We start from the raw sequence: 23,986 nt of genomic DNA on the forward strand, positions 1-23,986 counted from the left end.
CCGTCATGAGCGGTTCCGGGGGCGGCGGTCGCCGCGGCGGGCGGCGACGACGTAGGGCGACGGGGTGGGCGCGCCGCCACCGCGCAGGCTCAACGGGGTGCGGTCCGGCGCCCGCACCGCGAGCATCGCGATGTCGTCGGACTGGCCGCCGCGCACCCAGTCGGAGACGAGCTGGCGGATGCGCTCCAGAGCCGCCGCGCCGGGCATGCCGCCGCAGGTCGCGAGGGCCTGCCGCAGGCGAGCCTCGCCGTACTGTTCGGTGGCGGCCGGGCCGCCGCGCGCCTCGGTGAGCCCGTCGCTGTAGAGCAGGCACAGTTCACCGGGGGCGAGTTCGACGGTGGCGGGCCGCACCACCGTGTGCGGCAGGACGCCGATGAGGGTGCCGCTGGTCGGCACCTCCTCGACGGTGCCGTCGCTGCGCAGCACCAGCGGCGCCGGATGCCCGCCGGAGGCCAGCTCGATCCGGACCCGGCCGTGGTCGATGCGGTTCACCGAGCCGAGCACCATGGTCACGAAGCGGGGCGGGCGCCCGGACTGGAGCAGCGCCTCGTTGAGGACCTTGAGCATGGCTTCCGGGCCGGCCTCGACCAGGCGCAGCGCCCGCAGCGTCTGGCGGATCTTGCCGGTCAGGACCGCGGCCTCGGGGCCGGTGCCGCAGACGTCGCCGAGGGCGATCACGGTGTCGGTGCTGGAGCCGGCGGGACCGAAGACGTCGTAGAAGTCGCCGCCGATCCGCACAGTGTCCCGGGCGGCCTGGTAGGAGCCGGCCAGCTCGAACCCGTCCGGCTCGGGCAGCTCGGGCGGCAGCAGGCCGGCCTGCAGGACCGCGGTGGTGTCGACCTGTTCGCGGTAGAGCACGGCGGCGGAGATCGCCGCGCCCGCGCGGGCCGCGAAGACCCGGGCGAGCACCTCGTCCTCGCGGGAGAACCCGCTGTCCGGACCGCGGCGAATCAGGATGAGCGCGCCGGCCGGCTCGGCGTTGCCGGGCAGCGGGACCACCAGCAGCGCGCCGACCGGGCCGAAGCCGGCCGGCACCAGCCACTCGGGCGCCTGAGACGGGTCGAGCCAGCGGCTCGGGATCGGGGGGAAACCGCCGAGCGCCTCGGCCAGACCGGGGACCTCGGCGAGTTTCGGCTCGCGCAGGGTGCCCTCCTCCACGGCCAGGCCGGGCAGCAGACGGGTCCAGGTGCTCTGCCGGCGGTGCGCCGGCAGGACCACCACGGCGGCGTCGGCGAGGTGCGCCGACGCCAGCTCCACGGTGGTCCGGACGCAGCGCCGCACGTGCAGCGAGGCGGAGAGCCGCCGCCCCGCCTCGGCCAGGAACGCCGTCCGGGAGCGCTCGACCTCGAGCGCGGCTGTCCGCTCCCGCTCGGCGGTGTGGTCCTGCAGGAACCAGGCGTAGTGGCCGTCGCCCAGATCGCGGCGCATGCCGTAGAGCTGCCGCCCCTCATGCTCGGCATGGAAGGAGTCGGCGCTCTCGGGCAGGGGCGTGCCGGCCTGCCGGCCGGGGTGCGCCCCGGGCATGAGACGCCGGGCCGCCGCGTTGGCCAGCACGACGACGTCGTCGGCCGTGGTGCACAGCAGCATCGCCTCGGAAGCGGCCTCGAGGACGGCGTGGAGCAGGGCCGGAGCGGGAGCCGGCGCCGTGCCGATCGCCGGTGTGGATGCTGTCATCGCTGCCTCCCCTTCTCTCCCCGCTGAGCTCACAGGATCGACACCAGCCTACGTGGTCGCCCCGTCAGTCAGTCAGATCAACCACGATCGGGGCGTGGTCGGAGGGCCCTTTGCCCTTGCGGGCCTCGCGGTCCACATACGCGTCGGACACGCGGGCGGTCACGTCGGCGCCGGCGTAGACGAGGTCGATCCGCATGCCCTTGTTCTGGTGGAACATGCCCGCGCGGTAGTCCCAGTAGGTGAACGGGTGGTCGCCCTTGAGCGGGCGGGCCGGCACGTCGGCCAGCCCGATCTCGCGGATGGCGGCGAGCGCCTCCCGCTCGGGCGCGGTGACATGGGTGGAGGCGGCGAAGAGGGTGACGTCCCACACGTCGGCGTCGGTGGGCGCCACGTTGTAGTCGCCGGCCACCACCAGCGGGCCGGCGGCGAGGTCGGGGACCAGGGCGTCGCGGAGGGCGGCCAGCCACCGTAACTTGTAGGTGTAGTGCGGGTCCTCCGGTGTGCGGCCGTTCGGCACGTAGACGGACATGAACCGGATGCCGCCGCAGCGGGCGCTGACCGCCCGTGCCTCCGGGTCGGGATAGCCGGGTTCGCCCGGGAAGCCGCGGCGCACGTCGTCGAGACCGATCCGGGAGAGCACGGCCACACCGTTCCAGCGGCCCTGGCCGTACGCCGCGGTCTCATATCCCAGCTCGGCGACCTCCTTGGCCGGGAAGGCGTCCTCGGCGACCTTGGTCTCCTGCAGGCAGACGACGTCGGGCGCGGTGCCGTCGAGCCAGTCCAGCAGACGGGGCAGCCGGGCCTTGACCGAGTTGACGTTCCAGGTGGCGAAGCGCATACGCACGTTCTACCTGGTCGCGGCGAGCAGCGCGGCGGCGAGGCCCACCGTGAGGGTCAGCAGGAGTGCGACGAGCCAGGTCATGAGCCCCCCTTGCACGAGCTATCCGCGGCGAATAATGCCGGAGTTGCCCCCATCACGCCAGGGTCCCTGGAAGGTTTGTCATCGAGAGGGGGCGACGACATGCGTGTGGAGTTGATGCCGGAACTTCCGGCGGAGATGCTGGACGAGGCGTGGGACTTCTATTCGGACTGCTTCAACGACCTGCGGGTGCTCGCGGTCAACCGGCACCTGATGTACCGCAGCGAGTTCGACGCGGTGATGGCCGACCGGCGGATAGGCAAGTACGTGGCGCTGGACGACGACGGCGGGGTGGTCGGCATGGGCACGCTGACCAACGACCTGGAGGCGGTCCCGCTGATCTCGGCGGACTACTTCCAGTACCACTGGCCCGACCTGTACGAGCAGAAACGGCTCTACTACTGCCTCTTCGCGGGCTCCGCGCTCGGTCAGCGGGGGCGGGGTGTGTTCGTCGCCCTGCAACGGGCCATGTACGCCCCGATCGGTGAGGTCAAGGGCAACGTGTTCTTCGACATCTGTTCGTACAACGAGGAGCGGCACCAACTGCCCCGGATGATCGCGATGATCCTCAGCCGGGCCGCCGGCCGGACCCAGCCGACCCGGCTGGACGCCCAGTCGTTCTGGATGTACGAGTTCCCCCGGGACGACGCCCCGTACCGGCGGGAGGAGCGCCGTACCGGCTTCGCGCACCGGGGCAGCCTGCCGGAGCGCCGCGGACAGGCCTGACGGACCTCAGTCGGGCCGGCGGTGCCGGCCCGACGGGTTCGCCACGATCTCAGGGATCCCGTTCGGGACACGCGTCATCGTCTCGCGCCACCGCTCGGCGAACTCCTCGGGCTTCACCGCGGCGCCCCACAGCCAGCCCTGCCCGTTGACGACCCCGACCACGTGCAGCGCCTCCCGCTGCAACGGCGTCTCCACCCCTTCGGCGATGACCGACAGCCCGAGGGCGTGACTCATCGCCACCACGGCACGGACGATCTCGTCGTCCTCGATGTTGACCCCGAGGCCGGTCACGAACGAGCGGTCGATCTTGACGCCGGTGACCGGGAAGCGGCGCAGGTAGCCGAGCGCCGAGAACCCCGTGCCGAAGTCGTCGACCAGCAGTTTCACCCCGATCTCGCGCAGCTCGAAGAGGACCCGGGAGGTGACGCTGGAGCCGTCCACCATCACCGACTCGGTCATCTCCAGGGCCACGCAGTGCGGCGGCACACCGTAGCGGACCATCTCCCCGGAGACGATCAGCGGCAGCTCCGGGTCGCTCAGCTGGCGTGGCGACACGTTGATCGACAGGTAGAACTCGTCGCCGACGGTGCCCTCCGAGCGCCACACGCCGAGCTGCCGCAGCGCCTCCTTGCGGACCCAGGTGCCGATCTCGGTGATCAGGCCGGCGTCCTCGGCGATCGGGATGAAGGCCATCGGCGGGATGGGCCCGCGCTCCGGGTGCATCCACCGGACCAGAGCCTCGGCGCCGACCGGGATCCCGGTCTCCAGCCGGACGATCGGCTGGTACGCGACGTGCAACTGGTCCTCGGTGAGGGCCTGGCGCAGCGCCACCTCCAGCTCGATGCGCTCCCGGACCTGGGTGTGCATGCTGGTGTCGAAGATGGTGGACCGGCCGGGGCCCTCGCCCTTGGCTCGGTACATGGCGGTGTCGGCGTCACGCATCAGCGCCTCCGCGGTGACCCCGGCGTTGACCGCGTCGGACTCGGCGTGCGCGATGCCGATCGACGCGCTGATCACCACCTCGTGGTCGCGGACCGGGAAGGGCTGCGCGAAGCAGCCGCGGATGTCGTCGACCAGGCGCAGCGCGTCGCCCTTCTCGCCGACGTAGGCGAGCAGGAACTCGTCGCCGCCGACCCGGGCGACCGGGATGGCGGACGGCACCGCGGTCCGCAGCCGCCGTCCCGCGTCGATCACGAGTTGGTCGCCGGTGTCGTGGCCCCACGAGTCGTTGACCCATTTGAAGCCGTCCAGGTCGAGCATGTAGACCCAGACCCGGTTGTGGCTCTCCGGGTCGACCACGGTGACCAGGCGTTCGATCTCGGCCGAGATGGACTGCCGGTTGGGCAGCCCGGTGAGCGGGTCGTGGGTGGCCTGGTGTTCCGACCGTAACTGGGCGGCGACCTGGGCACGGACCGCGGCGATGGCTCGGACCAGCAGCAACGCGACGATCAGCGTGCCGCACACCGCGATCAGCAGGCGGCTGGCCGCCGACCGGGTGCCGGTGGTCAGCAGCAGCCCGAACGGCACGGCCAGGGCCGGCAGCAGCAGCGTCAGGCGCGGCCAGGACCAGGCTTGGGCGGGCAGCTTGTCGGCGCGGCCCATGTCCACCACGGACGGGTGCAGGGCGGCCACCCCCAGCGCCGTGTACGCCAGCAGGTACGGCACGTTGAGCAGCGGCGACGCGTAGATCTGGCCGTTGGCGCCGACGATCGCGTAGGCCAGGTCGCCGGCGAGCATCATCGACATCGTGGCGATCAGGGCGATCAGGCTGACGGGCCAGTGCTTGGCGGTGAACGTGAGATTCATCAACAGCAGCAGCATCATCACGTCGAACAGCGGGTACAGGCCCTGGATGATCGAGAGCAGCGAGTCCCGGTCCGGGGTGGCCGCCGCCGGGAGGGCCAGCAGCAGGGTGCTGGCCAGACCGGCCGACAGGCAGACGATCATCCCGTCCAGCACCGCGTGCCGGTCCAGGCCGCCGCGCTGCCGCAGCAGGATCAGCAGGAACGCACCGAGCAATAGGTAACCGCTGAAACTTACGGCGTCGGCGAGCAGTGGCCACGGCATCGGCTGTTCGGTGACCGTCGGCCGGATGATCACGCCGATCATGAAGAGCAGCGCGGCGGCGCCCATCATCAGCCAGGCGGCGGGAGGCTCGGCGGCCCAGCGCCGGGGGCCCGCGAAGCAGGCCACGACCGTCCAGGTGCCCAGGACGCCGAACGCGGCCGTGCCGACCGGCGACGTCAGGAACGAGGCGTACAGCGCGGTGGCGATGATGCCGCCGACGGCGATGACCTGCCATTGGCGGCGGGCGAATCCGGGCGGGAGTACGGATCGCACCGGGCATTCCTCCCGTACAGCCCGAAGACCTATGTATGGGCCAACGGTAGCAATACGGGCGTGTCGTCACCGGGCTTCCTGAAACCTGCCGATCGGCGGCCGTGCACCACGACAGCCGGGCACGCGGACCGCCGCAACACCTCCTCGGCGACCGTCCCGAGCCGCCCGGCCGGGGCGGTGGCCCGTGGTCCCAGCGCCAGCAGACCCGCCCGGCGTGAGGCGTTGACCAGGGCCGACGCCGGATCGCCGGCCAGGATCCGGCGGCACACGGCGGGCGTGCCCCCGAGGCACGACAGCGCCTCGTCGAGCACTCGGTCGCCGTCGGCCCCCGGCCCGCCGGTGACCACGTGCACCACGTGCACCGGCCCGCCCCGGCGGGCCGCCGTCTCCGCCGCGAACCGCAGGGCCGGCAGTGAGCCGGGCGAGCCGTCCACGGCGGCCAGCACCGGGCCGGACGGGGTGTGGTGCGCGCGGGTCACCGCCACCGGGCACCAGGCCCGGGCGAGCACCTCGGTCAGCGGCCCGCCCACCACCAGCAGGACGGCGCGCCTGCTCAGGCGCAGCAGGACCCTCTCCGGAGGGCCATCCACGATTTGGCCCCGCGCGTCGACGCCGGGTGTGCAACGCTGGGCGGTGGCGACCGCCTCCTGCACGGCGTGTGAGGCGAGCCGGCGGGCCGGGGGGTAACCGGTGTCGCCGTGCCAGGTGAAAGCGTGTACCACCTGCAACATCCGGCCGCGGGAGACGGCCTCCCGGGCGGCGAGCCGGACCGCGGCCGCGTCGGCCGGGGTGCGGCCGATCCCGACGACGACGGGTCCTTCAGGCGGGATCTGCATGGGCCCTCCCGTAACAGCGTCGCAATATACCGACCATTGTCTATGGTGCAATGACCGATACGTACTGGTGACCAATGCCTCAACCGGTGGCCGCCTGATGACCCATTCAGGTTGAGGGTTTACGGTGAACGGCAAAATCTTTGGGACATCTGCCGGTGAAGTGAGGGAAATACATGACGGATGTCAAGCTCGACCACCCCGGTGGTCAATTGTCGATGGCGGTCAAGAAGGCCGTCGACGGTCCGGGCGGCATCGACGTCAGTGCTCTGCTGAAGGAGACCGGTTACGTCACCCTGGACCAGGGTTTCGTGAACACCGCGTCGACCACCTCGGCGATCACTTACATCGACGGTGACCAGGGCATTCTGCGTTACCGTGGCTACCCGATCGAGCAGCTGGCGGAGAAGAGCACCTTCCTTGAGGTGTCTTACCTGCTGATGAACGGGGAGCTGCCGACCGCCGCCCAGCTGCGCGAGTTCGCCGACAACATCCGCGTGCACACGCTCCTGCAGGAGGAGATGCGGACGTTCTTCTCGGGCTTCCCGCGTGACGCGCACCCGATGGCGGTGCTGTCCTCGGCGGTCACCGCGTTGTCGACGTTCTACCAGGACGCGCTCGACCCGCTCGACTCCGAGCAGGTCGACATCTCCGCCATCCGCCTGATGGCGAAACTTCCGACCATCGCGGCGTACGCCTACAAGAAGTCCATCGGCCACCCGCTGCCGTACCCGGACAACTCGCTGGACTACGTCGAGAACTTCCTGCGCCTGACGTTCGGCCTGCCGACCGTCAACTACGACGTGGACCCCAAGGTCGCCAAGATCCTGGACATGCTGTTCATCCTGCACGCCGACCACGAGCAGAACTGCTCCACGTCGTCGGTGCGGCTGGTCGGCTCCTCGCAGGCGAACCTGTTCGCCTCGATCTCGGCCGGCATCGGCGCGCTCTCCGGCCCGCTTCACGGCGGCGCCAACGCGGCGGTGCTCGAGATGCTGGAGCAGATCCGCAAGGACGGCGGAGACGTCAACTCGTTCGTCACCCGGGTGAAGAACAAGGAAAAAGGCGTCAAGCTGATGGGCTTCGGCCACCGGGTCTACAAGAACTACGACCCGCGCGCCGCCATCGTGAAGAAGGCCGCCCAGGAGATGCTCAACACCCTGGAGAAGCCGGACCCGCTGCTGGAGATCGCCTTCAAGCTCGAGGAGATCGCCCTCTCCGACGAGTACTTCATCTCCCGCAAGCTGTACCCGAACGTCGACTTCTACACCGGCCTGATCTACAAGGCCATGGGGTTCCCGACGAAGATGTTCACGGTGCTCTTCGCGATCGGCCGGCTTCCCGGCTGGATCGCGCAGTACCGCGAGATGATGACCGACCCCGGCAACAAGATCGGCCGCCCGCGGCAGATCTACACCGGCTCGCCGGTCCGCGACTTCGTGCCGATGGACCAGCGCTGACGGTTCTCCCTGCGAACGCCCCGCCGGTCACGTCCGGCGGGGCGTTCCGCGTTCGCGGGGTAGGCGGGACGCGCCGCCGGGCATGAGAGGCTCGCACACACAGGCTCGGCCGCGGAGGACACACATGGACGTCGTGATCGGAATCGACACCGGGACCACCTCGACCAAGGGGGTCGCCGCCGGCCCGGACGGCGAGATCCGCGCCCTGACCAGCGTCCACTACCCGTTGTCGGTGCCCGGTTCCGGCCGTGCCGAACTCGACTCCACCCAGCTGGCCGCCGCCGCGGTCACCGCGCTCACCGACGTGGCCGCCGCCTGCCGGGAACGCGGCGACCGGGTGATCGCGGTCAGCCTCAGCTCGTTCCTGCACGCGCTCGTCCCGATGGACGCCGCCGGGCAGCCGCTCGGGCCGGTGATCACCTGGGCCGACAACCGGTCCGCCGCCCAGTGCGAGCGGATCGTGGCCGACGGCCGGGCCAAGGAGCTGCAGGGTCGCACCGGCACGCCGGTCCACCCGATGTCCCCGCTGACCAAACTGGCCTGGTGGGCGCAGGACGACCCGGCCATGCTGCGTGACACGCCCCGCTGGGGCGGGGTCAAGGAGCTGATCGTCGCGGCGCTGGCCGGCGGGCCCTTCCTCGTCGACCTGTCGGTCGCCTCGGGCACGGGCCTCTACGACATCCACGCACGGCGGTGGGACGACGAGGCCTTACAGATCGCCGGGGTACGGCCGGAGCAGCTCGCCGAGGTCGTACCCACCACCCAGGCGCTCCGGCTCGGCCCGGACGTCGCCACGGCGGCCGGGCTGCCCCCGGACACCCCGCTGATCATCGGCGCCGCCGACGGCCCGCTCGCCAACCTCGGGGTCGGCGCCACCGCCCCCGGCATCGGGGCGGTCTCGCTCGGCACCAGCGGCGCGCTGCGTACCGTCGTCGGCGGCCCCACCGTGGACGACGACGGCCGGCTCTTCTGCTACGCCCTCACCGAGGACCGCTGGGTGATCGGCGGCGCGGTCAACAACGCCGGCTCGGTCGTCCGCTGGGCCGGCCAGACGATGGCGCCCGGCGGCGACGGCGAGGACGCCGACGACCGCGACGCCAAGCTCCTGGAGGAGGCCGCCGCGGTCATCGCCGGCAGCGAGGGCCTGCTCTGTCTGCCCTACCTGCTCGGCGAGCGGGCCCCCTGGTGGCGACCCGGCCTGCGCGGCGCCTACATCGGGTTGCGCCGCGAACACGGACGGCCGCACCTGGTCCGGGCCGCGGTCGAAGGCGTCTGCCAGCAGCTCGCCCTGGTCCGCGACTCGTTCGACGCCGAGGGCGCCCCGCTCACCGAGATCCGCGCCACCGGCGGGGCGGCCGCCTCCTCGCTGTGGATCAGCATCCTGGCCTCCGCCCTGGACCTGCCGGTCACCGTCGCCGAGGTGCCGGAGGGCACCGCGCTCGGCGCCTGCCTGCTCGCCCGGCACGCCCTCGGCGAACTGCCCGACCTGGACCAGGCCGCCGCCCTGGTGGCGACCGGCCGGCCCACGCGCCCCGACCCGGAAGCGGCCGACCTGTACCGCCGGCTGCGGCCACTGGTCGAGAAGTCGGCCCTCGCCGTCCTCGACGTGGTCGCCGAGCTCGACCGGCTCGCCCCCGAGCCGCTGCCCGCGACCGAGAAGGCCGTCGACAGCTGATCGTCCCGGCCGGCCGTGGGCGCCGCCCCCGGGACCGCCGCCGTCGCGCGGGAGGTCGCCGGACGGGTCCTGCCGTGACGGTGACGACCCCGCGTTGACGGGTGGCCGGGCCGTCGGGAAGAGTGACCGGCGAGCGGTCGCGGAGGAACCCGGTGTGAGTCCGGGACGGTCCCGCCACTGTGACCGGGGAGCGACCCGCTGAAAACCAGGCCACGGCTTTCGAGCCGGAAGGCGGGCGGGAGACGTCGATCCGGGAGTCAGGAGACTCCGGCCGCTCGCGTCAACCGTCGAGCGGGCGTGGACACCCGCCGGAAGGGATCCTGGTGACGACTCCGTACCCGTTCTCGGCCGTGGTAGGCCTCGATGACCTGCGCCTGGCTCTGCTGCTCACCTCGGTCTCACCGGCCGTCGGCGGGGTCCTCGTGCGGGGTGAGAAAGGCACCGCCAAGAGCACCGTCGTGCGTGCCCTGGCCGCCCTGCTGCCCCCGGTCACCGTCGTGCACGGCTGCCGGTTCGCCTGTGACCCGGCGGCGCCCGACCCCGGCTGCCCGGACGGCCCGCACACTCCCGGCGGCCCGTCGGGGGCGCGGCCGGCCAGCCTGGTCGAGCTGCCGGTCGGCGCCACCGAGGACCGGGTCGTCGGCACCCTCGACCTGCAGCGCGCCCTCAGCGACGGCGTGAAGGCCTACGAGCCGGGCCTGCTCGCCGCCGCCCACCGCGGGGTCCTCTACGTCGACGAGGTCAACCTGCTCCCCGACCACCTCGTCGACCTGCTGCTGGACGCGGCCGCGATGGGCCGCGCCCACGTCGAGCGTGACGGCGTCTCGGTCAAGCACGCCGCCCGGTTCCTGCTGGTCGGCACCATGAACCCGGAGGAGGGCGAACCCCGCCCCCAGCTCGTCGACCGGTTCGGTCTGGTCGTGACGGTCGCGGCGCCCCGCGACGCCACGCAGCGGGCCGAGGTGGTCCGGCGGCGCCTCGCCTACGAGGCCGACCCCGCCGGGTTCGCCGCCCGCTTCCTCGATGACGAGCGGGAGTACGCGGCCCGCATCGCCGCCGCCCGTGCCGTCCTGCCGTCGGTCGCACTGCCCGACGCCGAACTCGACCGGATCGCCCGGGTCTGCCTCGCCTACGGCGTCGACGGCATGCGCGCCGACATCGTGGTGGCCCGCTGCGCCGTCGCCCTGGCCGCCTGGCACGGCCGCGACCGGGTCACCGCCGCCGACATCCGCGACGCGGCCCGGCTCGCCCTGCCGCACCGCCGCCGCACCGACCCCCTCGACCCGCCCGGCACCGACGAGGAGAAACTCGAAGAAGCCCTCGCCGAGGCCGAACGCCAGGCCGAACAGGACCGCCAGGCTGAACAGGACCGCCAGGCCGAGGCCGACCGCCAGGAAGCCTCCGGCGACGACCCCGACCCGGACCCGGGCGACGGCGATCCCGACCCGGATCCCGGCGACGGTGGCCCGGGCGGCGGAGGCGGCGGTCCGCGCGACGACGGCCCGCACGACGGCGGCGGGCCGTCCGGGGCGGACTCCCCCCTCAGCGGTGGGGACCAGAGCACCTCCCCGCCCAGCGCCGCGGAGCCGTCCACGGCTGACAGTGACGCTCCGTCCGGTGAGCCGCGGCGGGCCGGGGCGATCGCCGCCGCCGGTTCCGCCTATCGCACCCGCACGCTGCGCATCTCGGCCCGCGGCGAGGGCGGTCACGCCGGCCGCCGTTCCCCGGCCTACGCCCGCCGGGGCCGCGTCGTCGGCAGCCGCGTCCCGCGGGGCAAACTCTCCGGCGCCCCGCACCTGTTCGCCACCCTCCGTGCCGCCCTCGACCGATCCGCCTTCGAAAGCGCCGCTCCCGACCGGACCGCTTTCGACGGGACCGCTTTCGACGGCGCCGCTTTCGACCGGACCGCTTTCGGCCACACCGCCCTCGGCCAGGCCGGGCCGGGGCTGGGGATCCGGGTGCTGCCGCGCGACCTGCGGGAGTCGGTTCATGTGGGGCGGGAGGCCAACCTCGTGCTCTTCGTCGTGGACGCGTCCGGATCGATGGCCGCGCGCAAGCGGATGACCCTGGTCAAGACCGCGGTGCTGTCGCTGCTGCGGGACGCCTACCAGCGGCGCGACCGGATCGGCATGATCACGTTCCGGGGGAGCGACGCCGACGTGGTGCTGCCGCCGACCTCCAGCCATGAGGTCGGGGTGCAGCGGCTGGCCGCGCTGCGGACCGGCGGGCGGACTCCGCTCGCGGCCGGCCTGCGGGCCGCCGCCGCCACGATCGCCACCGAGCGCCGCCGTGACCCGCGCCGCCGTCCGCTGCTGGTGCTGGTCACCGACGGCCGCGCGACCAGTGGCCCGGACCCGATGCGCCTGGTCACGGCTCTGTCCGGGGTGGCCGGTGTGGTCGTCGACTGCGAGTCCGGCCCGATCCGGCTGGGCCTGGCCCGCAAACTGGCCGCCGCCCTGGGCGCCGACGTCATGCCCCTCGACCAGCTCGAGGCCGCCACGGTGCTGCGCCGCCAGCCGCCCGCATCGGGTGCGGCCGCGCCGGCGCCCCCGTCCGACCGCGCCTACCGCCGCGCTGCCTAACCGCCGCAACCCCCTCCGACAGCCAGCTCTCCGCTGCGTTCGCCAGCTCGATCTTGTGGAGTTCCACGATGACGGCGCGCCGGGGATCAACAAGATCGCGGTTGTACAGGCGGGAGACGTACACGATGAGGGTTTTGAAGTGACTGGGGAGGAACTGTGCCGCAAGGGAAAGTGACCAGCGTGCCCGACGACGGGCTGACGACGCGGCAGCGGCGGCGGCAGGCGGTGTTCGCGGTGCACACGGGGCCGGGCAAGGGCAAGTCGACGGCGGCGTTCGGCATGGCGCTGCGCGCGTGGAGCGCGGGGTGGCCGATCGGCGTGTTCCAGTTCGTCAAGTCGGAGAAGTGGAAGGTCGGCGAGGAGACCGCGCTGAAGGCGCTCGGCAGCCTCGGCCAGACGCCGGTGACCTGGAACAAGATGGGTGAGGGCTGGTCCTGGATCCAGCGGGCCGGCTCCGAGCGCGACCACGCGGCCGAGGCCGCGGAGGGCTGGGCGCAGATCAAGCGGGACCTGGCCGCGGAGAGTTACCGGTTCTACGTGCTGGACGAGTTCACCTATCCGATGAAATGGGGCTGGGTGGACGTCGCCGACGTGATCGAGACGCTGGCGAACCGGCCGGGCACGCAGCACGTGGTGATCACCGGGCGGGACGCGCATCCGGACCTGATCGCCGCGGCCGACCTGGTCACCGAGATGACCAAGGTGAAGCACCCGATGGACGCGGGACGCAAGGGGCAGCAGGGCATCGAATGGTGAACCGGCTGGTCATCGCGGCCCCGGCGAGCGGGCACGGCAAGACGACCGTGGCGACGGGGCTGCTGGCGGCGTTCGCGCGGCGCGGGCTGCGGGTGGCGCCGTTTAAGGTCGGCCCGGACTACATCGATCCGGGCTATCACGCGCTCGCCGCCGGACGGCCGGGGCGCAACCTCGACCCCGTGATGGTCGGCGAACAGCGGATCGGGCCGCTGTTCGCGCACGGCTCGCACGGCGCCGACCTGGCGATCGTCGAAGGCGTGATGGGTCTCTACGACGGACGGACCGGCGCCGGCGAGACCGGTTCGACGGCGCAGGTGGCGAACCTGCTGGACGCGCCGGTGATCCTGGTCGTCGACGCGGCAGCGCAGGGCCGCTCGGTGGCCGCGCTGGTGCACGGGTTCCGCAGCTTCGGCACGGTGCGGCTGGCCGGGGTGATCCTCAACCGGGTCGGGTCGGACCGCCACGAGCAGATTCTGCGGGACGCGTGTGAGGAGGTCGGCACGCCGGTGCTGGGCGCGTTGCGGCGCGCCGACGCGGTCGCGGCGCCGTCGCGGCACCTCGGGCTGGTTCCGGCGGCGGAACGCCGCGCCGAGGCGCTGGCCTCGGTGGACGCCATGGCGGAGCTGATCGGGGCGTCGGTCGACCTGGACGCGGTCGCCGCGGTGGCCCGGTCCGCGCCCCCGCTGTCCGTCGAGGCCTGGGACCCCGCCGGCGCCGACCCGGTGCCGGGTGCTCCGGTGGTCGCGGTCGCCGGCGGTCCGGCATTCTCCTTCTCGTACGCGGAGACGACCGAGCTGCTGGCCGGAGCGGGAGCGACGGTGGCCGGATTCGACCCGCTGCACGACGAGGCCCTGCCGGAGGGCACCCGGGCGATCGTCGTCGGTGGCGGCTTCCCCGAGGTGTACGCGTCGGCGCTGTCCGCGAACGCGCCCCTGCGCTCGGCGGTCAAGCGGTTCGCCGCGGCCGGCGGGGTGATCTCCGCCGAGTGCGCCGGCCTGCTCTGGCTGTGCCGGACCCTGGACGACGCGCCGATGTGCGGGGTGCTGGACGCGGACGCGGCGATGACTTCCACGCTGACTCTCGGGTACCGCGACGCGGTGGCCCTGACGGACAGCCCGCTCGGCGCGGCCGGCACCCGGGTGACCGGGCACGAGTTCCACCGCACCGCCGTGCACCCGCGGTCGGGTCTGCTGCTGTCGCCGGCCGGGGGAGCGGCCTGGGCCTGGCGGGGCGCCGATCCGGAGGGCTTCGCCACGCCGACGCTGCACGCTTCGTACCTGCACCTGCACTGGGCGGGCCGTCCCGGCCTGGCACGTGACCTGGTGACGGCCGCGGCCCGGTGATCGCGGTCGGGATCGGGGCGCGGTCCGGCGCGGCGCTGAGCGGCCCGGTGCGCGCCGCCCTGGCCGGGGCGGGGATCCGGCCCGGCCAGGTCGGCGTGCTGGCGACCCTGGACCGGCGGGCCGCCGAGGAGCGGGTTCGGGCCCTGGCCGAGGAGCACGGCTGGCGGCTGGCCGGTTTCCCGGCGGCGGACCTCGCCGCCGTGACCGTGCCGAACCCGGGGCGGGCGGCCGCCGCCGCGGTCGGCACCCCGAGCGTCGCCGAGGCGGCCGCGCTGCTGGCGGCCGGCCCGGGTGCGGTCCTCATCCTTCCCAAACAGGTGCGCGCCGGGGTGACCGTCGCGGTCGCCGTCGCCTAGCCCGCCTTCTTGCCGCCCGGCCACTCGTGCACCGGGATGTTCTCGTGCATCAGCGGCAGGTAGCGGCGCAGCATCTCGTGCAGGGCACGCTGCCTGTCGTGTCCCTGCGCCTCCAGCCCGTGCAGCGTCTCCACCTGCCATGAGGCGCCGTTGCGGTGCCGCAGGCACCGTTGCTCGATGATGCCGAGCAGCCGGTCACGCTGGGCGGGCGAGACACCCCACAGATCGAGGCCGGCCGCGGCCTGGGGAAGCAGCCACCGCAGCACCAGTTCGGTCACCGGCAGGGTGCCGTGGCCGGGCCAGAACACGGTCGCGTCGATGCCGTGCCGGGCACAGTTGTGGAAGTTCTCCTCGGCCGCCTTGAAGCTCATCTGTGTCCACAGGGGCCGTTCCGCCTCGGCGATCGTGCGCGCCAGCCCGTAGTAGAAGGCCGCGTTGGCGATGGTGTCGGCGACCGTCGGCCCGGCTGGCATCACCCGGTTCTCCACCCGCAGATGCGGCCGCCCGTTGACGACCGCGTAGATCGGGCGGTTCCACCGGTACACCGTGCCGTTGTGCAGGCGCAGCTCGCTGAGTTCCGGGATCTCGCCACGTTCCAGGATCTCGGCCGGATCGTGCATGTCGCAGATCGGCAGCAGCGCCGGGAAGTAGCGGACGTTCTCCTCGAACAGGTCGAAGACGCTGGTGATCCAGCGTTCGCCGAACCAGACGCGCGGGCGTACCCCCTGGGCTCTGATCTCCTCCGACCGGGTGTCGGTGGCCTGCTCGAACAGCGGGATCCGGGTCTCCCGCCAGAGCTCGCGGCCGAACAGCAGCGGCGAGTTCGCGCCCAGCGCGACCTGGATGCCGGCGGTGATCTGGGAGGCGTTCCAGTACGCGGCGAACTGTGCCGGGCTCACCTGCAGGTGGAACTGGGTGCTGGTGCACGCCGCCTCCGGCGCGATGGTGTCGGTGGTGACCGCCAGCCGGTCCACCCCGTCGATGCGGATGTCCAGGTCCTCACCCCGGGCCGCGAAGATCTGCTCGTTGAGCAACTGGTAGCGGGGGTTCACGGTGAGCGCCTCGCCGGTGAGGTGTTCACGCCGCAGCGTCGGCAGGATGCCGATCGTCACCATGTGCGCGCCGGCCGCCCGGGCCCGGCGCTCCGCCTGGTTCAGGCTGGCCCGCAGACCGCGTTCCAGCTCGGCGAAGTCGTCACCGGCCAGCCGGCGCGGTGGCAGGTTGATCTCGATGTTGAACTGGCCGAGTTCCGTCTGGAAGTCGGGATCGGCGATCGCGCCCAGCACCTCTGCGTTGCGCATCGCCGGATCGGCGTGGTCGTCGATCAGGTTGAGCTCGATCTCCATGCCGGTCAGCGGCCGTTCGAACTCGAAGCGTGCCTCGCGCAACATCGTCGCGAACACGTCGAGACTACGCCGGATCTTCTGCCGGTATCGGGTCCGGTCCTCGCGGGTGAAATTGGTCTGGTCGACTTTCTCGCCCACCGCGCACCACCTTTCGAGCCGTCAGACACGGAAGGGATCGCGCGGCGCCGTAGCCGCCGTCCCCTCGGCCATATGATGACGGTTGTCGATGGCGGTGCGCCCGGTGCCGACCGTCCATTCTCGCCAGCTGTCCAACGGAGCTGTCATGGGCGGTGTCCGTACCCGGTCCGGCCGTGATCCATTCCGCCGGTCAGCCGAACCAGGCGGCCAGCACCACACCGAAGATCGCGACCCCGAGCACGGCCTGCAGAAGCAGCGCCGGGCCCATGTGTGACCACTGCGTCGGAATGCGCGGCGTGAGCGGCTGCATGGTCGTCAGATTGACCACCTGCATCAGCCGGACCGGCAGCGTGGGATCGGCCTGCGGTTCGGTGCGGACCTGGATCAGATCGCCGCGGTGCAGCGCCGACTGCGGCAGCTGGCCGTGCATCTCGATCTCGTAGGTCTGCCCCAGATCATCGCGCAGGCGCACCGGCGTGACCAGGAACTCCGGGCCTTTGCGCAGCTCCTTCAAGGTGCGCCGGGCCGGTCTCATCCGCAGGATCCCGCCGATCAGCTGGGCCAGGCCGGCGAGCAGGAAGACCGTGATGGCGACCGGACGGCCGATGCGCACCTCACGGGTGTACGACGTCTGAAAGCCGAGAAAGCGGCCGGTGATGATGGGGCTCACGTGCCGGAGGATCCGCTCGCGGTGCAGTTCGGTGTCGTCCATGGGGGTCACCTCCTGGAAGTGCTTCAATGCTACGGAGAGAACGCGCCTCAGCACCGTGAGTGAATGACACTTCACTGCATACCGCCTGCTACCGCCGCGCGCTCCGGATCGCCGCGATTGCCCGCCCGGTTGCGCCGATCCGCACCGATCTGCGGAAATCCGCCCTGGGAGTACCCCCGAAGGGGTGAACTGGAGCGAGCCGAGACAACCCGGCGGGACCGTCCTGTCGTCCCGTCAGGTGGACAGGCGGGGATGGGGGCGACACGGCGATGGCATCGACTTATGTCAAACCGGAGAGCGTGCTGGCTCGCACCGCGACCAGGATGGTCGAGGCGCACGGCGGCGGACGGGGGCCGCATGACGGGATGACCGAGTGTCCCGCCTGCGGGGAGCCACTGCCCTGCCGTACCGGGCAGGCCGCCGCCGAGGTCCTCGCCGCCGCAGGCCTCGCCGAGGCCTCCGGGCTCGTCGCGGCCACCCGCCCGGCCTGGTCCCCGGGCGCCGTTCCGTCCGGGCACTATCCGCCTGATCCCGGCCCCTTTCCGTCCACTGCCGGCCAGGCCAGCCAGACCGGCCTGATGCCGTCGGCCGTGCCGTCCCCACCACCCTGGGTGATCGAGGAGTCCCCGTCATATGGCACTTCACCTGATGCTTCTGGCGCTCCCGGTGGCGCTGCTTCTCCTGCTCCGGGTCTGCCGGCAGCCGGTTTCACCGCCACTTCCGGTCTTTCCGGGCCGGCGTCTCTTCCGGGGGCGGCGGCGCGGCCCTATGACTCCGCACCCGGCGCATCCGGTCTCGCCCAGCCGCGCGACCCCGCCTCCGGCGAGGCCGGGGCCGGGGGATTCGGTCCGCCGGCGAGCTCGTTCACCGGCTCCGGTACGCCCTCCGGCGCACCTGTCCAGGGAACGGCCCCGATGTCCCCGCCGTCGTCCGGCGGTCCGCTCGCTCCGGGCCTGGACGACGGCGCCCGGGCCGCCGGGGGATGGCCGGCTCCCGGCGCGGGTTCCCTTCCCGGGAGTTGGCCTCCGCCGGCGGCCTCCGCCGAGACGCCGCGAGCCTGGTCTCCGCTCGATCCGTCCGCCGGGCGTTCCCCGGCCCCCGAGCCGTCCGCCCCCGGCTGGGCGACCGAGGAGACCGGCTCCTGGACCGGTGTCAGCCCGCCGCCGGGCACCCGCCCGCCCTGGCTGACCAATAGCGACACGTCGGCGACAGCTGCCGCGGCCCCGGGCGCACCCGATCCGGGCACACCTGATCTGGGCGCGCCGCGCTTCAGCGCACCGGCCGGCGACGCCGGCATGCCACTTCCCAGGATCTCCGGTACGCCCGTCACCACTTCCGGCACGCCCGGCGCGGGCACCGGCCTGCCGGGTACGGCTCCGTCCGGCCCCGCCTCGCCGGGTACGGCTCCGTCCGGCCCCGCCTCGCCGGGTTGGCGGAGTGCTGACGGCCCGTCCGGTGCGGCCCCGTCTGGTCCGGCTCCGTCTGGTCCGGCCTCGTCTGGCCCTGGCTTGCCGGGTTGGCCGGGAGCTGACGGTCAGCCTGGGATGGCGCCGTCTGGTGTGGGCCCGTCCGGTTCCGCGTCGCCTGGGTGGTCGAGTGCTGCCGCCCCCTCCGGTGCGACGCCGCCTGGGCCAGCGTTCTCCGGGTGGGTAGGCGCGAACGACCCGCCCGGCTCCGCGTCTGGGGTTTCGTCGGCCGCAGGGCAGTCGTCCGGACCGGCCGTCCCGGATTCGCCGGGCATGAGCGGTTCGTCGTCTTTGATGGATCCTGGGACTTCCGGCATGGGTTCGCCCGGCATCGGGACTTCTGGACCGTCCGGCGTGGCGTCCGCCTCCGCTTTTCCCGGGCTAGCCCGGCTCGGGGGCGAGGATCCCGGCACCCCGGCGGCTTCGGATGTGCCCTCTTCCTCCGGTATGCCCGCGCCCGAGCAACCTCTCGGCAGCAGCATGTTCCGCGGCGAACCGCTCGAGGGCGGTGCTCCGCCGGGTGCTCTTGCGGGCAGTGCTCTCCCGGGTAGCGGAGCGCACCGCCGGCCCGCATCGGGAATGTCCGGCCAGGATGTGACCACGCCGGGCGGATTCGCCCCGGGCGGACCCGTCTCCGGCAGTGCCGGGGCAGCACCCCGAGGCGGGTTCAGCTCCCTGGAGGGCGGCGCCCTTCCTACCGGGTCGATGCCGGGCGATGCCGTGAACCAGGGAACCGCCTCAATGTCCGACGGCCCGGGTAGCGGCGGCGGCCCGAGCAGTGGCGGCCCGAGCAGTGGCGGCCCGAGCAGTGGCGTTCCGGGGGGAAGCCTTTCGGTCGGGACGAGTCCCGGCCTGGCCGGCCTCTCCGACGGCGGCGGGCGTCTGCCTGACAACGGTCAGAGCGGCAGCCGTTTGCCGGACGTCGGCCGGAGTGGCGGCCGTCTGCCTGACAACGGTCAGAGCGGCAGCCGTTTGCCGGACGTCGGCCGGAGTGGCGGCCGTCTGCCTGACAACGGTCAGAGCGGCGGCTTCCTACCCGACAGCGCTTCGAGCGGCGGTTTTCCGGCCAGCGGTGCCCCGGCCGGCGGTGCCCCGGGCGGCGGTGCCCCGGGCGGCGGTGCCCCGGCCAGCGGTGGCCCGGGCGGCATGGGCCTGGGGCTAGCGGGTCAGCCCGGCGCTGGTGCCCCGGGCGGCATGCCCTGGGCAGCCGCGGGCCAAGCCGGCGGTGTCCTCCCGGGCGGGGATGCCACAACAACGACCTCGCCGAACAGGCCGATGCCCGCGGCGCCGGCGAGCGGCGCCCCGTTCACGAGCGGCCAGCAGGCGTCCGGCTTCGGCGCGGACGTCCCGGCCACAGCCGGCCCAATCTCCGACGGCCTGGATGACGTGATGCGGCAGCCCTCGCGATACAGCCAGCAGAACAGCCCGCTCGACGCGCCCAGGTTCCCCCGCTCGGCCCGTGCCGCACAGCCGCCGGCGGCCTCCGCGCCACGGATGTCCGGCGGTTTCGCGACACCGGGGGGCGCGGGCACGCCCACTGGCGCGATGCCTGGTCAACAGCCGGACCAGGCCGCCGCCTTCACGCCGCAGCCAGCGGCTTCCGGCCCGAACGCCGAGCTCGCCCCGTCGTCCCGGCCGCTGTTGCGGGCTCCCGACATGGGTCAGCACGGCGCCCCGGCGCAGGCCGCCGTCCGCCCGCCGTTGCAGGCTCCCGATATGGGTCAGCAGAACGCCCCGGGGGAGGCGGTTCGGCCGCAGGCGGCGGCGCGCCCGCCGTTGCAGGCGCCGGATATGGGTCAGCACATTTCCGTGGGGGAGGCGGCACGGCCGCAGGCCGCGACGCGCCCGCCGTTGCAGGCTCCGGACATGGGTCAGCAGAACGCTCCGCGGCTGCAGGCTCCGGACATGGGTCAGCAGAACGCTCCGCGGCTGCAGGCTCCGGACATGGGTCAGCAGAACGCTCCGCGGCTGCAGGCTCCGGACATGGGTCAGCAGAACGCTCCGCGGCTGCAGGCGCCCGACGTGGGCCAGCAGAACGCGGCGGGGGAGGCGGCACGGCCGCGGGCGGCGGCGCGCCCGCCGTTGCAGGCGCCGGACATGGGTCAGCACAACTCGCCGGCTCCGGCTCCCAGCGCCGGTCCGGCGGCCCCGGCCGCGGCGAGCCCGTCCGATGGTGCGCCGACGGACGACCAGCACATCCCCTCTGGGCTCCCGGTCCGCTCGGCGGCGGGCCAGCCGAGGCCGGCGGCTCCGGCAGCGGCCGCGCCCGCCGCGCCGGAGGTTCTCGACGACCCGTCGGCCGCGCCCAGCGGCCTCCCCGGCCGCCGCACCCAGTAGTCGTGACCGTCCGGCCCGTGCGATCGAGGAAGGGCGAGCGCTGAGAGCACCGCCACCGGGTGTCGCGCTTTGGGTGGACGCTGAGGGCGTCAGGCGCTCCGAACGGGCGCGAGGGGCGATCCTGGACTTCTGCTCCTGGCTTGCCGGCGCGGCGCACGACCTCTCGCCGGGAGGAAGCCCGGGAGGAAGCCCGGGAGGAAGCCGCGGCGGCGAGTGGCGAATGTGTGGGAGGAGCAGCGGCGAGGCGCGGACGTGCGGAAATAGCGCTGGAGCCGCGGCCGGGCCGCCGGGCGGCGGGGGAGGGAGCGAGTGCCCGGTCCGGAACAAGCACGACGTTCCGCGGTGAATGTGTTTGGGGTGAGAGTGAAACGGGAAGAAGCTTCCGTCGACGGGGTGGTTGCCGGGTCATTCGGTGCTGCCCCGAACCGCGTCCGGAAGGGGTGACATGCCCTCGCGGGGTCAGGTCGGTGAGCCGGCCGAGAACATGCTCGAAGATCTCGACGCGGCCGCCATGGCGTTCGCGGCCCGCCGGGACGGGGCCACTCCCACCGAGATCGAGGCGTTGCGGGAGAAGCTGGTCCACTACTGCCTGCCGTTCGCCGGGCGGATCGCCCGCCGCTACCGCGGCCGCGGCGAGTACATGGAGGACCTCGAGCAGGTGGCCCGGCTGGGCCTGGTCAAGGCGGTCGACCGGTACGACCCGGAGCGCGGCTCCTTCACGGCGTACGCGGTGATCACCATCTCCGGTGAACTGAAGCGGCACTTCCGGGACCGCACCTGGGGGGTGCACGTTCCGCGGCGGGTGCAGGACCTGAGCCTCGAGGTCGGGCACGCCTCGATGATTCTGACGAGCGCGCTGGCGCGTACCCCCACGGCCGGTGAGGTGGCGGACCGCCTGGGGGTGAGCGAGGCGGCCGTGCTGGAGGCGGTCGAGTCGGCCGCCGGCTATTCTCCGGCGTCGCTGAACGCGCCGGTCGCCGAGGACGGGGCGATGGAGTTCGGCGACCTGCTCGGTGGGCCCGACGACGACCTGGAGTCGGTGACCGACAAGCTGACCGTCGCCGACCTGCTGATGCGCATGCCGGCCCGGGAGCGCCGGATGCTGGCGATGCGTTTCTACGGCAACCGCACCCAGGCCGAGATCGCCGAAGAGCTGGGCATCTCGCAGATGCACGTGTCCCGGCTACTCAGCCGGGCGCTGACCTGGCTGCGGGAGGCGATGCTCAGCGACAGTCCGCCGCACTGGGAGGGCGAGGCCCGTGGCGGCCGCGCCGGCATGCAGGTGTCGGTGGCCCGTGACGGCGACGTGCTGCGGGTGCTGGTGCGCGGTGAGGTCGACCGGGACACCGCGGAACGGCTGCGGATCGGGCTGCGGCACGCGATCACGGGTATCGGGGTGGCGTCGGTCGTGGTCGACCTGACGGCCGTCCCGCTGGTCGACGCGGCCGGGGTGTCCGTGCTGCTGGAGGCGGCACAGGCCGCCGCGACGGCGCGGACCGAGTTCTCGGTGACGGGCGCTCAGCCGTACGTCGCGAGGATCTTGGCAGTGTCGGGTCTGGCCGGAGTACTGCGGCGAGGTTGACAGCGGTCGGTGACCACGATGAAGCCTGACAGCGGAGGGTGACCGTCAGGGGCGGCGCAGCGCCGCCCAGACCACCTTGCCGTCCTTCGACGGCAGGTGTCCCCAGCAGTCCGCCAGTTCGTTGACCAGCAACAGTCCGCGCCCGCTGGCCGCTTCCGGCGGCACCGGTCCGGGCGCGGCCGGTGGCTGTGGCGACCCGTCACTGACCGCTATGTTGAGGTAGCGTGGCCGCAGCGACAGGTACAGCGTCATCATCGTGTGGGCGTGGTCGACCACGTTGCCGATCAGCTCGGTGACGATCACGCTGGCCGGCGCGACCAGGCCGGGCAGGTCCCAGCGCAGGCACGCCTCGGTGGCGAGGTCGCGGGCGTGCCGGGTGGTGCCGGCGACCGGAAGCAGGTCCTCACTCACCGACGGCACGGTCTGCCGTTCGCCGTTCAGGTGGGCGAGCGCCGCCGCCAGGTCGTCGCAGAGCGGGAGCCGGTGCTGGACGGGGACCACCATCAGTTCCCGGGTGGCCGGGGTGGGCCCGCAGAGCATGATCGGCGTGCCGGGCCACTTGGCGGCCTGCCGCAGCACCACGGTGAAGATGGACAGGGCCCGTGGCTGTTCCACCTCCAACCCGGACAGATCGATCAGGAGCGCCTCGGGTTGCTCGGCGAGGCACTCCAGCAGGTGCCGGCGGAGGGCGGCGACGCCGGACACCCGGAGATGGCCGGACACCGTCGCGATCAGAGTGGTTCGATCGCCGTTCACCTCGAACCGGATCGACATGCTTGGCCCTTCCGACCAGAGGCGGATTCCCCGCGGCCTGCAGGGTAAACGTCAGCATGTCGCGACCACGATGTCGGCCCCCACGGTCCGGCGGGCGGCCCGTCCCGGCCACGCGGCGGGGTGTCTGTCACACCGGTCCGGCGGCCGGTGCGCCGGGACCGTCAGAGGTGTGCGACGGTCACACCGCGGCTCCGGTGGCGAGCTGGGTCCAGACCACCTTGCCGTCGGGGACCGGCAGGACACCCCACGCGTCGGTGAGGTCGCGGACCAGGCGCAGGCCACGCCCGCCCGCATCGGTGACGGCCGGGTCGAGGGCGCGGGGCATTAGACGGCTGCGGTCCCGAACCGCCACGGTGAGCCGGCCGTCGCGCAACCCCAGGGTGAAGTCCATCGTGGTGTGCGCGTGCCGGACGACGTTCGCCACCAGCTCGGTGGCCACCAGCGTGGCGGTCGACGTCACGTCGGTGCGCTGCCACGCGGTGCAGGCCTGGGCGACCAGGTGGCGCACCTGCCGGCAGGCCTCCGGGACCGGGCGCAGGCGCACCCGCAGGGTGGGTGCGGACGGCTGGTTCTCGGCCTCGGCCAGCGCGTTGTCGCAGTCGGCGGCCATCTCCAGGCGGGCGCAGTCGGGGACGGCGGCGAGAGCGGCCCTGGTCCGTGGGCCGGCGCCGCAGACCACGATCGGCGCCGCGGGGAATTCCTCCGCCTGACAGACGAGGGCGCCCAGCCCGTCCAGTGCCGCCGGGTCGTCGACCCGCAGGCGGGTGAAGTCCAGCAGCACTTTCGCCGGCTGCACGGACAGGCTGCGGCGCACGGCGGCGCCGAGCGCCCCGCCGGTGACCCGGTCGAGGGTTCCGCTGATCCGCAGGACCGCCACCGGGAGGTCCTGCTCCGGACGGCAGACGAGCTGGCTGGGCATTCGCCTCCCTCCACGGTCTCGCACGACGTCCGGCGGGGGGGGGGGGGG

At 73.0% G+C, this 23,986-nt stretch carries 17 protein-coding genes and 1 riboswitch; of the genes, 9 read left to right on the forward strand and 8 right to left on the reverse strand.

Going from position 1 to position 23,986, the window contains the following annotated elements; all coding sequences use genetic code 11:
* Window positions 1-3: 3 nt before the first annotated feature.
* Together QLQ12_RS21340 and QLQ12_RS21345 are read right to left on the reverse strand one after the other, a co-directional pair.
* Window positions 4-1,674, reverse strand: a complete 1,671-nt coding sequence (locus QLQ12_RS21340; protein WP_282761995.1) for a PP2C family protein-serine/threonine phosphatase — start codon at window positions 1,672-1,674, stop codon at window positions 4-6.
* A 64-nt stretch (window positions 1,675-1,738) separates the two neighbouring features.
* A complete protein-coding gene (locus QLQ12_RS21345; RefSeq protein WP_282761996.1) occupies window positions 1,739-2,512 on the reverse strand; it encodes an exodeoxyribonuclease III in 774 nt (257 codons plus the stop codon).
* A gap of 183 nt (window positions 2,513-2,695) precedes the next feature.
* On the opposite strand from QLQ12_RS21345, the gene QLQ12_RS21350 reads away from it, so the two are divergent.
* Window positions 2,696-3,319, forward strand: a complete 624-nt coding sequence (locus tag QLQ12_RS21350) for a hypothetical protein (protein WP_282761997.1) — start codon at window positions 2,696-2,698, stop codon at window positions 3,317-3,319.
* A 6-nt stretch (window positions 3,320-3,325) separates the two neighbouring features.
* On the opposite strand, the gene QLQ12_RS21355 is transcribed toward QLQ12_RS21350, so the two are convergent.
* Complete coding sequence (locus QLQ12_RS21355) at window positions 3,326-5,659, reverse strand: putative bifunctional diguanylate cyclase/phosphodiesterase (protein WP_282761998.1); 2,334 nt, start codon at window positions 5,657-5,659, stop codon at window positions 3,326-3,328.
* A 29-nt stretch (window positions 5,660-5,688) separates the two neighbouring features.
* On the reverse strand, window positions 5,689-6,495 hold the full coding sequence (locus QLQ12_RS21360; RefSeq protein WP_282761999.1) for a universal stress protein: 807 nt from the start codon (window positions 6,493-6,495) through the stop codon (window positions 5,689-5,691).
* Window positions 6,496-6,668: 173 nt separating this feature from the next.
* Here QLQ12_RS21360 and QLQ12_RS21365 point away from each other — a divergent pair, with 173 nt between their 5' ends.
* The 6 genes from QLQ12_RS21365 to QLQ12_RS21390 all read left to right on the forward strand — a co-directional run bounded on the left by QLQ12_RS21365 (window position 6,669) and on the right by QLQ12_RS21390 (window position 14,664).
* Window positions 6,669-7,952 carry a citrate synthase gene (locus QLQ12_RS21365; protein ID WP_282762000.1) on the forward strand — a complete coding sequence of 428 codons (1,284 nt, stop codon included), beginning with the start codon at window positions 6,669-6,671 and terminating at the stop codon, window positions 7,950-7,952.
* A 124-nt stretch (window positions 7,953-8,076) separates the two neighbouring features.
* A complete protein-coding gene (locus QLQ12_RS21370) occupies window positions 8,077-9,627 on the forward strand; it encodes a gluconokinase (protein ID WP_282762001.1) in 1,551 nt (516 codons plus the stop codon).
* Window positions 9,628-9,769: 142 nt separating this feature from the next.
* Window positions 9,770-9,895, forward strand: a riboswitch (cobalamin riboswitch).
* 55 nt (window positions 9,896-9,950) lie between these two features.
* Entirely contained in the window at window positions 9,951-12,209 is a 2,259-nt protein-coding gene (locus QLQ12_RS21375) for a VWA domain-containing protein (protein WP_282762002.1), read from the forward strand.
* 156 nt (window positions 12,210-12,365) lie between these two features.
* Window positions 12,366-12,965 carry a cob(I)yrinic acid a,c-diamide adenosyltransferase gene (cobO, locus tag QLQ12_RS21380; protein ID WP_282762003.1) on the forward strand — a complete coding sequence of 200 codons (600 nt, stop codon included), beginning with the start codon at window positions 12,366-12,368 and terminating at the stop codon, window positions 12,963-12,965.
* Window positions 12,959-14,308 carry a cobyrinate a,c-diamide synthase gene (locus tag QLQ12_RS21385; RefSeq protein WP_282762004.1) on the forward strand — a complete coding sequence of 450 codons (1,350 nt, stop codon included), beginning with the start codon at window positions 12,959-12,961 and terminating at the stop codon, window positions 14,306-14,308. Before cobO ends, QLQ12_RS21385 begins: the two co-directional genes overlap by 7 nt.
* Window positions 14,305-14,664, forward strand: a complete 360-nt coding sequence (locus tag QLQ12_RS21390; RefSeq protein ID WP_282762005.1) for a cobalamin biosynthesis protein — start codon at window positions 14,305-14,307, stop codon at window positions 14,662-14,664. Before QLQ12_RS21385 ends, QLQ12_RS21390 begins: the two co-directional genes overlap by 4 nt.
* Here QLQ12_RS21390 and QLQ12_RS21395 read toward each other — a convergent pair.
* Together QLQ12_RS21395 and QLQ12_RS21400 are read right to left on the reverse strand one after the other, a co-directional pair.
* Window positions 14,661-16,148 carry a glutamate--cysteine ligase family protein gene (locus tag QLQ12_RS21395; RefSeq protein ID WP_282762006.1) on the reverse strand — a complete coding sequence of 496 codons (1,488 nt, stop codon included), beginning with the start codon at window positions 16,146-16,148 and terminating at the stop codon, window positions 14,661-14,663. The genes QLQ12_RS21390 and QLQ12_RS21395 overlap by 4 nt on opposite strands.
* 190 nt (window positions 16,149-16,338) lie before the next feature.
* Entirely contained in the window at window positions 16,339-16,860 is a 522-nt protein-coding gene (locus tag QLQ12_RS21400) for a hypothetical protein (RefSeq protein WP_282762007.1), read from the reverse strand.
* Between the two features lie 3,011 nt (window positions 16,861-19,871).
* Between QLQ12_RS21400 and QLQ12_RS21405 the strand changes: the two genes are divergently transcribed.
* Both QLQ12_RS21405 and QLQ12_RS21410 read left to right on the forward strand, forming a co-directional pair.
* Entirely contained in the window at window positions 19,872-20,663 is a 792-nt protein-coding gene (locus tag QLQ12_RS21405) for a hypothetical protein (RefSeq protein ID WP_282762008.1), read from the forward strand.
* 445 nt (window positions 20,664-21,108) lie between these two features.
* Complete coding sequence (locus QLQ12_RS21410; protein ID WP_282762009.1) at window positions 21,109-22,245, forward strand: SigB/SigF/SigG family RNA polymerase sigma factor; 1,137 nt, start codon at window positions 21,109-21,111, stop codon at window positions 22,243-22,245.
* Between the two features lie 45 nt (window positions 22,246-22,290).
* Here the strand turns inward: QLQ12_RS21410 and QLQ12_RS21415 are convergent, their stop codons facing one another.
* Both QLQ12_RS21415 and QLQ12_RS21420 read right to left on the reverse strand, forming a co-directional pair.
* Window positions 22,291-23,019, reverse strand: coding sequence for an ATP-binding protein (locus tag QLQ12_RS21415; RefSeq protein WP_282762010.1), 729 nt, complete (start codon window positions 23,017-23,019; stop codon window positions 22,291-22,293).
* Between the two features lie 178 nt (window positions 23,020-23,197).
* Window positions 23,198-23,938, reverse strand: a complete 741-nt coding sequence (locus tag QLQ12_RS21420) for an ATP-binding protein (RefSeq protein ID WP_282762011.1) — start codon at window positions 23,936-23,938, stop codon at window positions 23,198-23,200.
* Window positions 23,939-23,986: the final 48 nt, after the last annotated feature.

Source organism: Actinoplanes sandaracinus, assembly GCF_030009775.1.
Lineage (GTDB): Bacteria > Actinomycetota > Actinomycetes > Mycobacteriales > Micromonosporaceae > Actinoplanes > Actinoplanes sandaracinus.

Excerpts from the sequence above, each read along its gene's own strand:
- QLQ12_RS21340 (WP_282761995.1), bottom strand. The coding sequence starts at position 1,674 with ATGACAGCATCCACACCGGCGATCGGCACGGCGCCGGCTCCCGCTCCG.
- QLQ12_RS21345 (WP_282761996.1), bottom strand. The coding sequence starts at position 2,512 with ATGCGCTTCGCCACCTGGAACGTCAACTCGGTCAAGGCCCGGCTGCCC.
- QLQ12_RS21350 (WP_282761997.1), top strand. The coding sequence starts at position 2,696 with ATGCGTGTGGAGTTGATGCCGGAACTTCCGGCGGAGATGCTGGACGAG.
- QLQ12_RS21360 (WP_282761999.1), bottom strand. The coding sequence starts at position 6,495 with ATGCAGATCCCGCCTGAAGGACCCGTCGTCGTCGGGATCGGCCGCACC.
- QLQ12_RS21365 (WP_282762000.1), top strand. The coding sequence starts at position 6,669 with ATGACGGATGTCAAGCTCGACCACCCCGGTGGTCAATTGTCGATGGCG.
- QLQ12_RS21370 (WP_282762001.1), top strand. The coding sequence starts at position 8,077 with ATGGACGTCGTGATCGGAATCGACACCGGGACCACCTCGACCAAGGGG.
- QLQ12_RS21385 (WP_282762004.1), top strand. The coding sequence starts at position 12,959 with ATGGTGAACCGGCTGGTCATCGCGGCCCCGGCGAGCGGGCACGGCAAG.
- QLQ12_RS21400 (WP_282762007.1), bottom strand. The coding sequence starts at position 16,860 with ATGGACGACACCGAACTGCACCGCGAGCGGATCCTCCGGCACGTGAGC.
- QLQ12_RS21405 (WP_282762008.1), top strand. The coding sequence starts at position 19,872 with ATGCCTGGTCAACAGCCGGACCAGGCCGCCGCCTTCACGCCGCAGCCA.
- QLQ12_RS21410 (WP_282762009.1), top strand. The coding sequence starts at position 21,109 with ATGCCCTCGCGGGGTCAGGTCGGTGAGCCGGCCGAGAACATGCTCGAA.
- QLQ12_RS21415 (WP_282762010.1), bottom strand. The coding sequence starts at position 23,019 with ATGTCGATCCGGTTCGAGGTGAACGGCGATCGAACCACTCTGATCGCG.
- QLQ12_RS21420 (WP_282762011.1), bottom strand. The coding sequence starts at position 23,938 with ATGCCCAGCCAGCTCGTCTGCCGTCCGGAGCAGGACCTCCCGGTGGCG.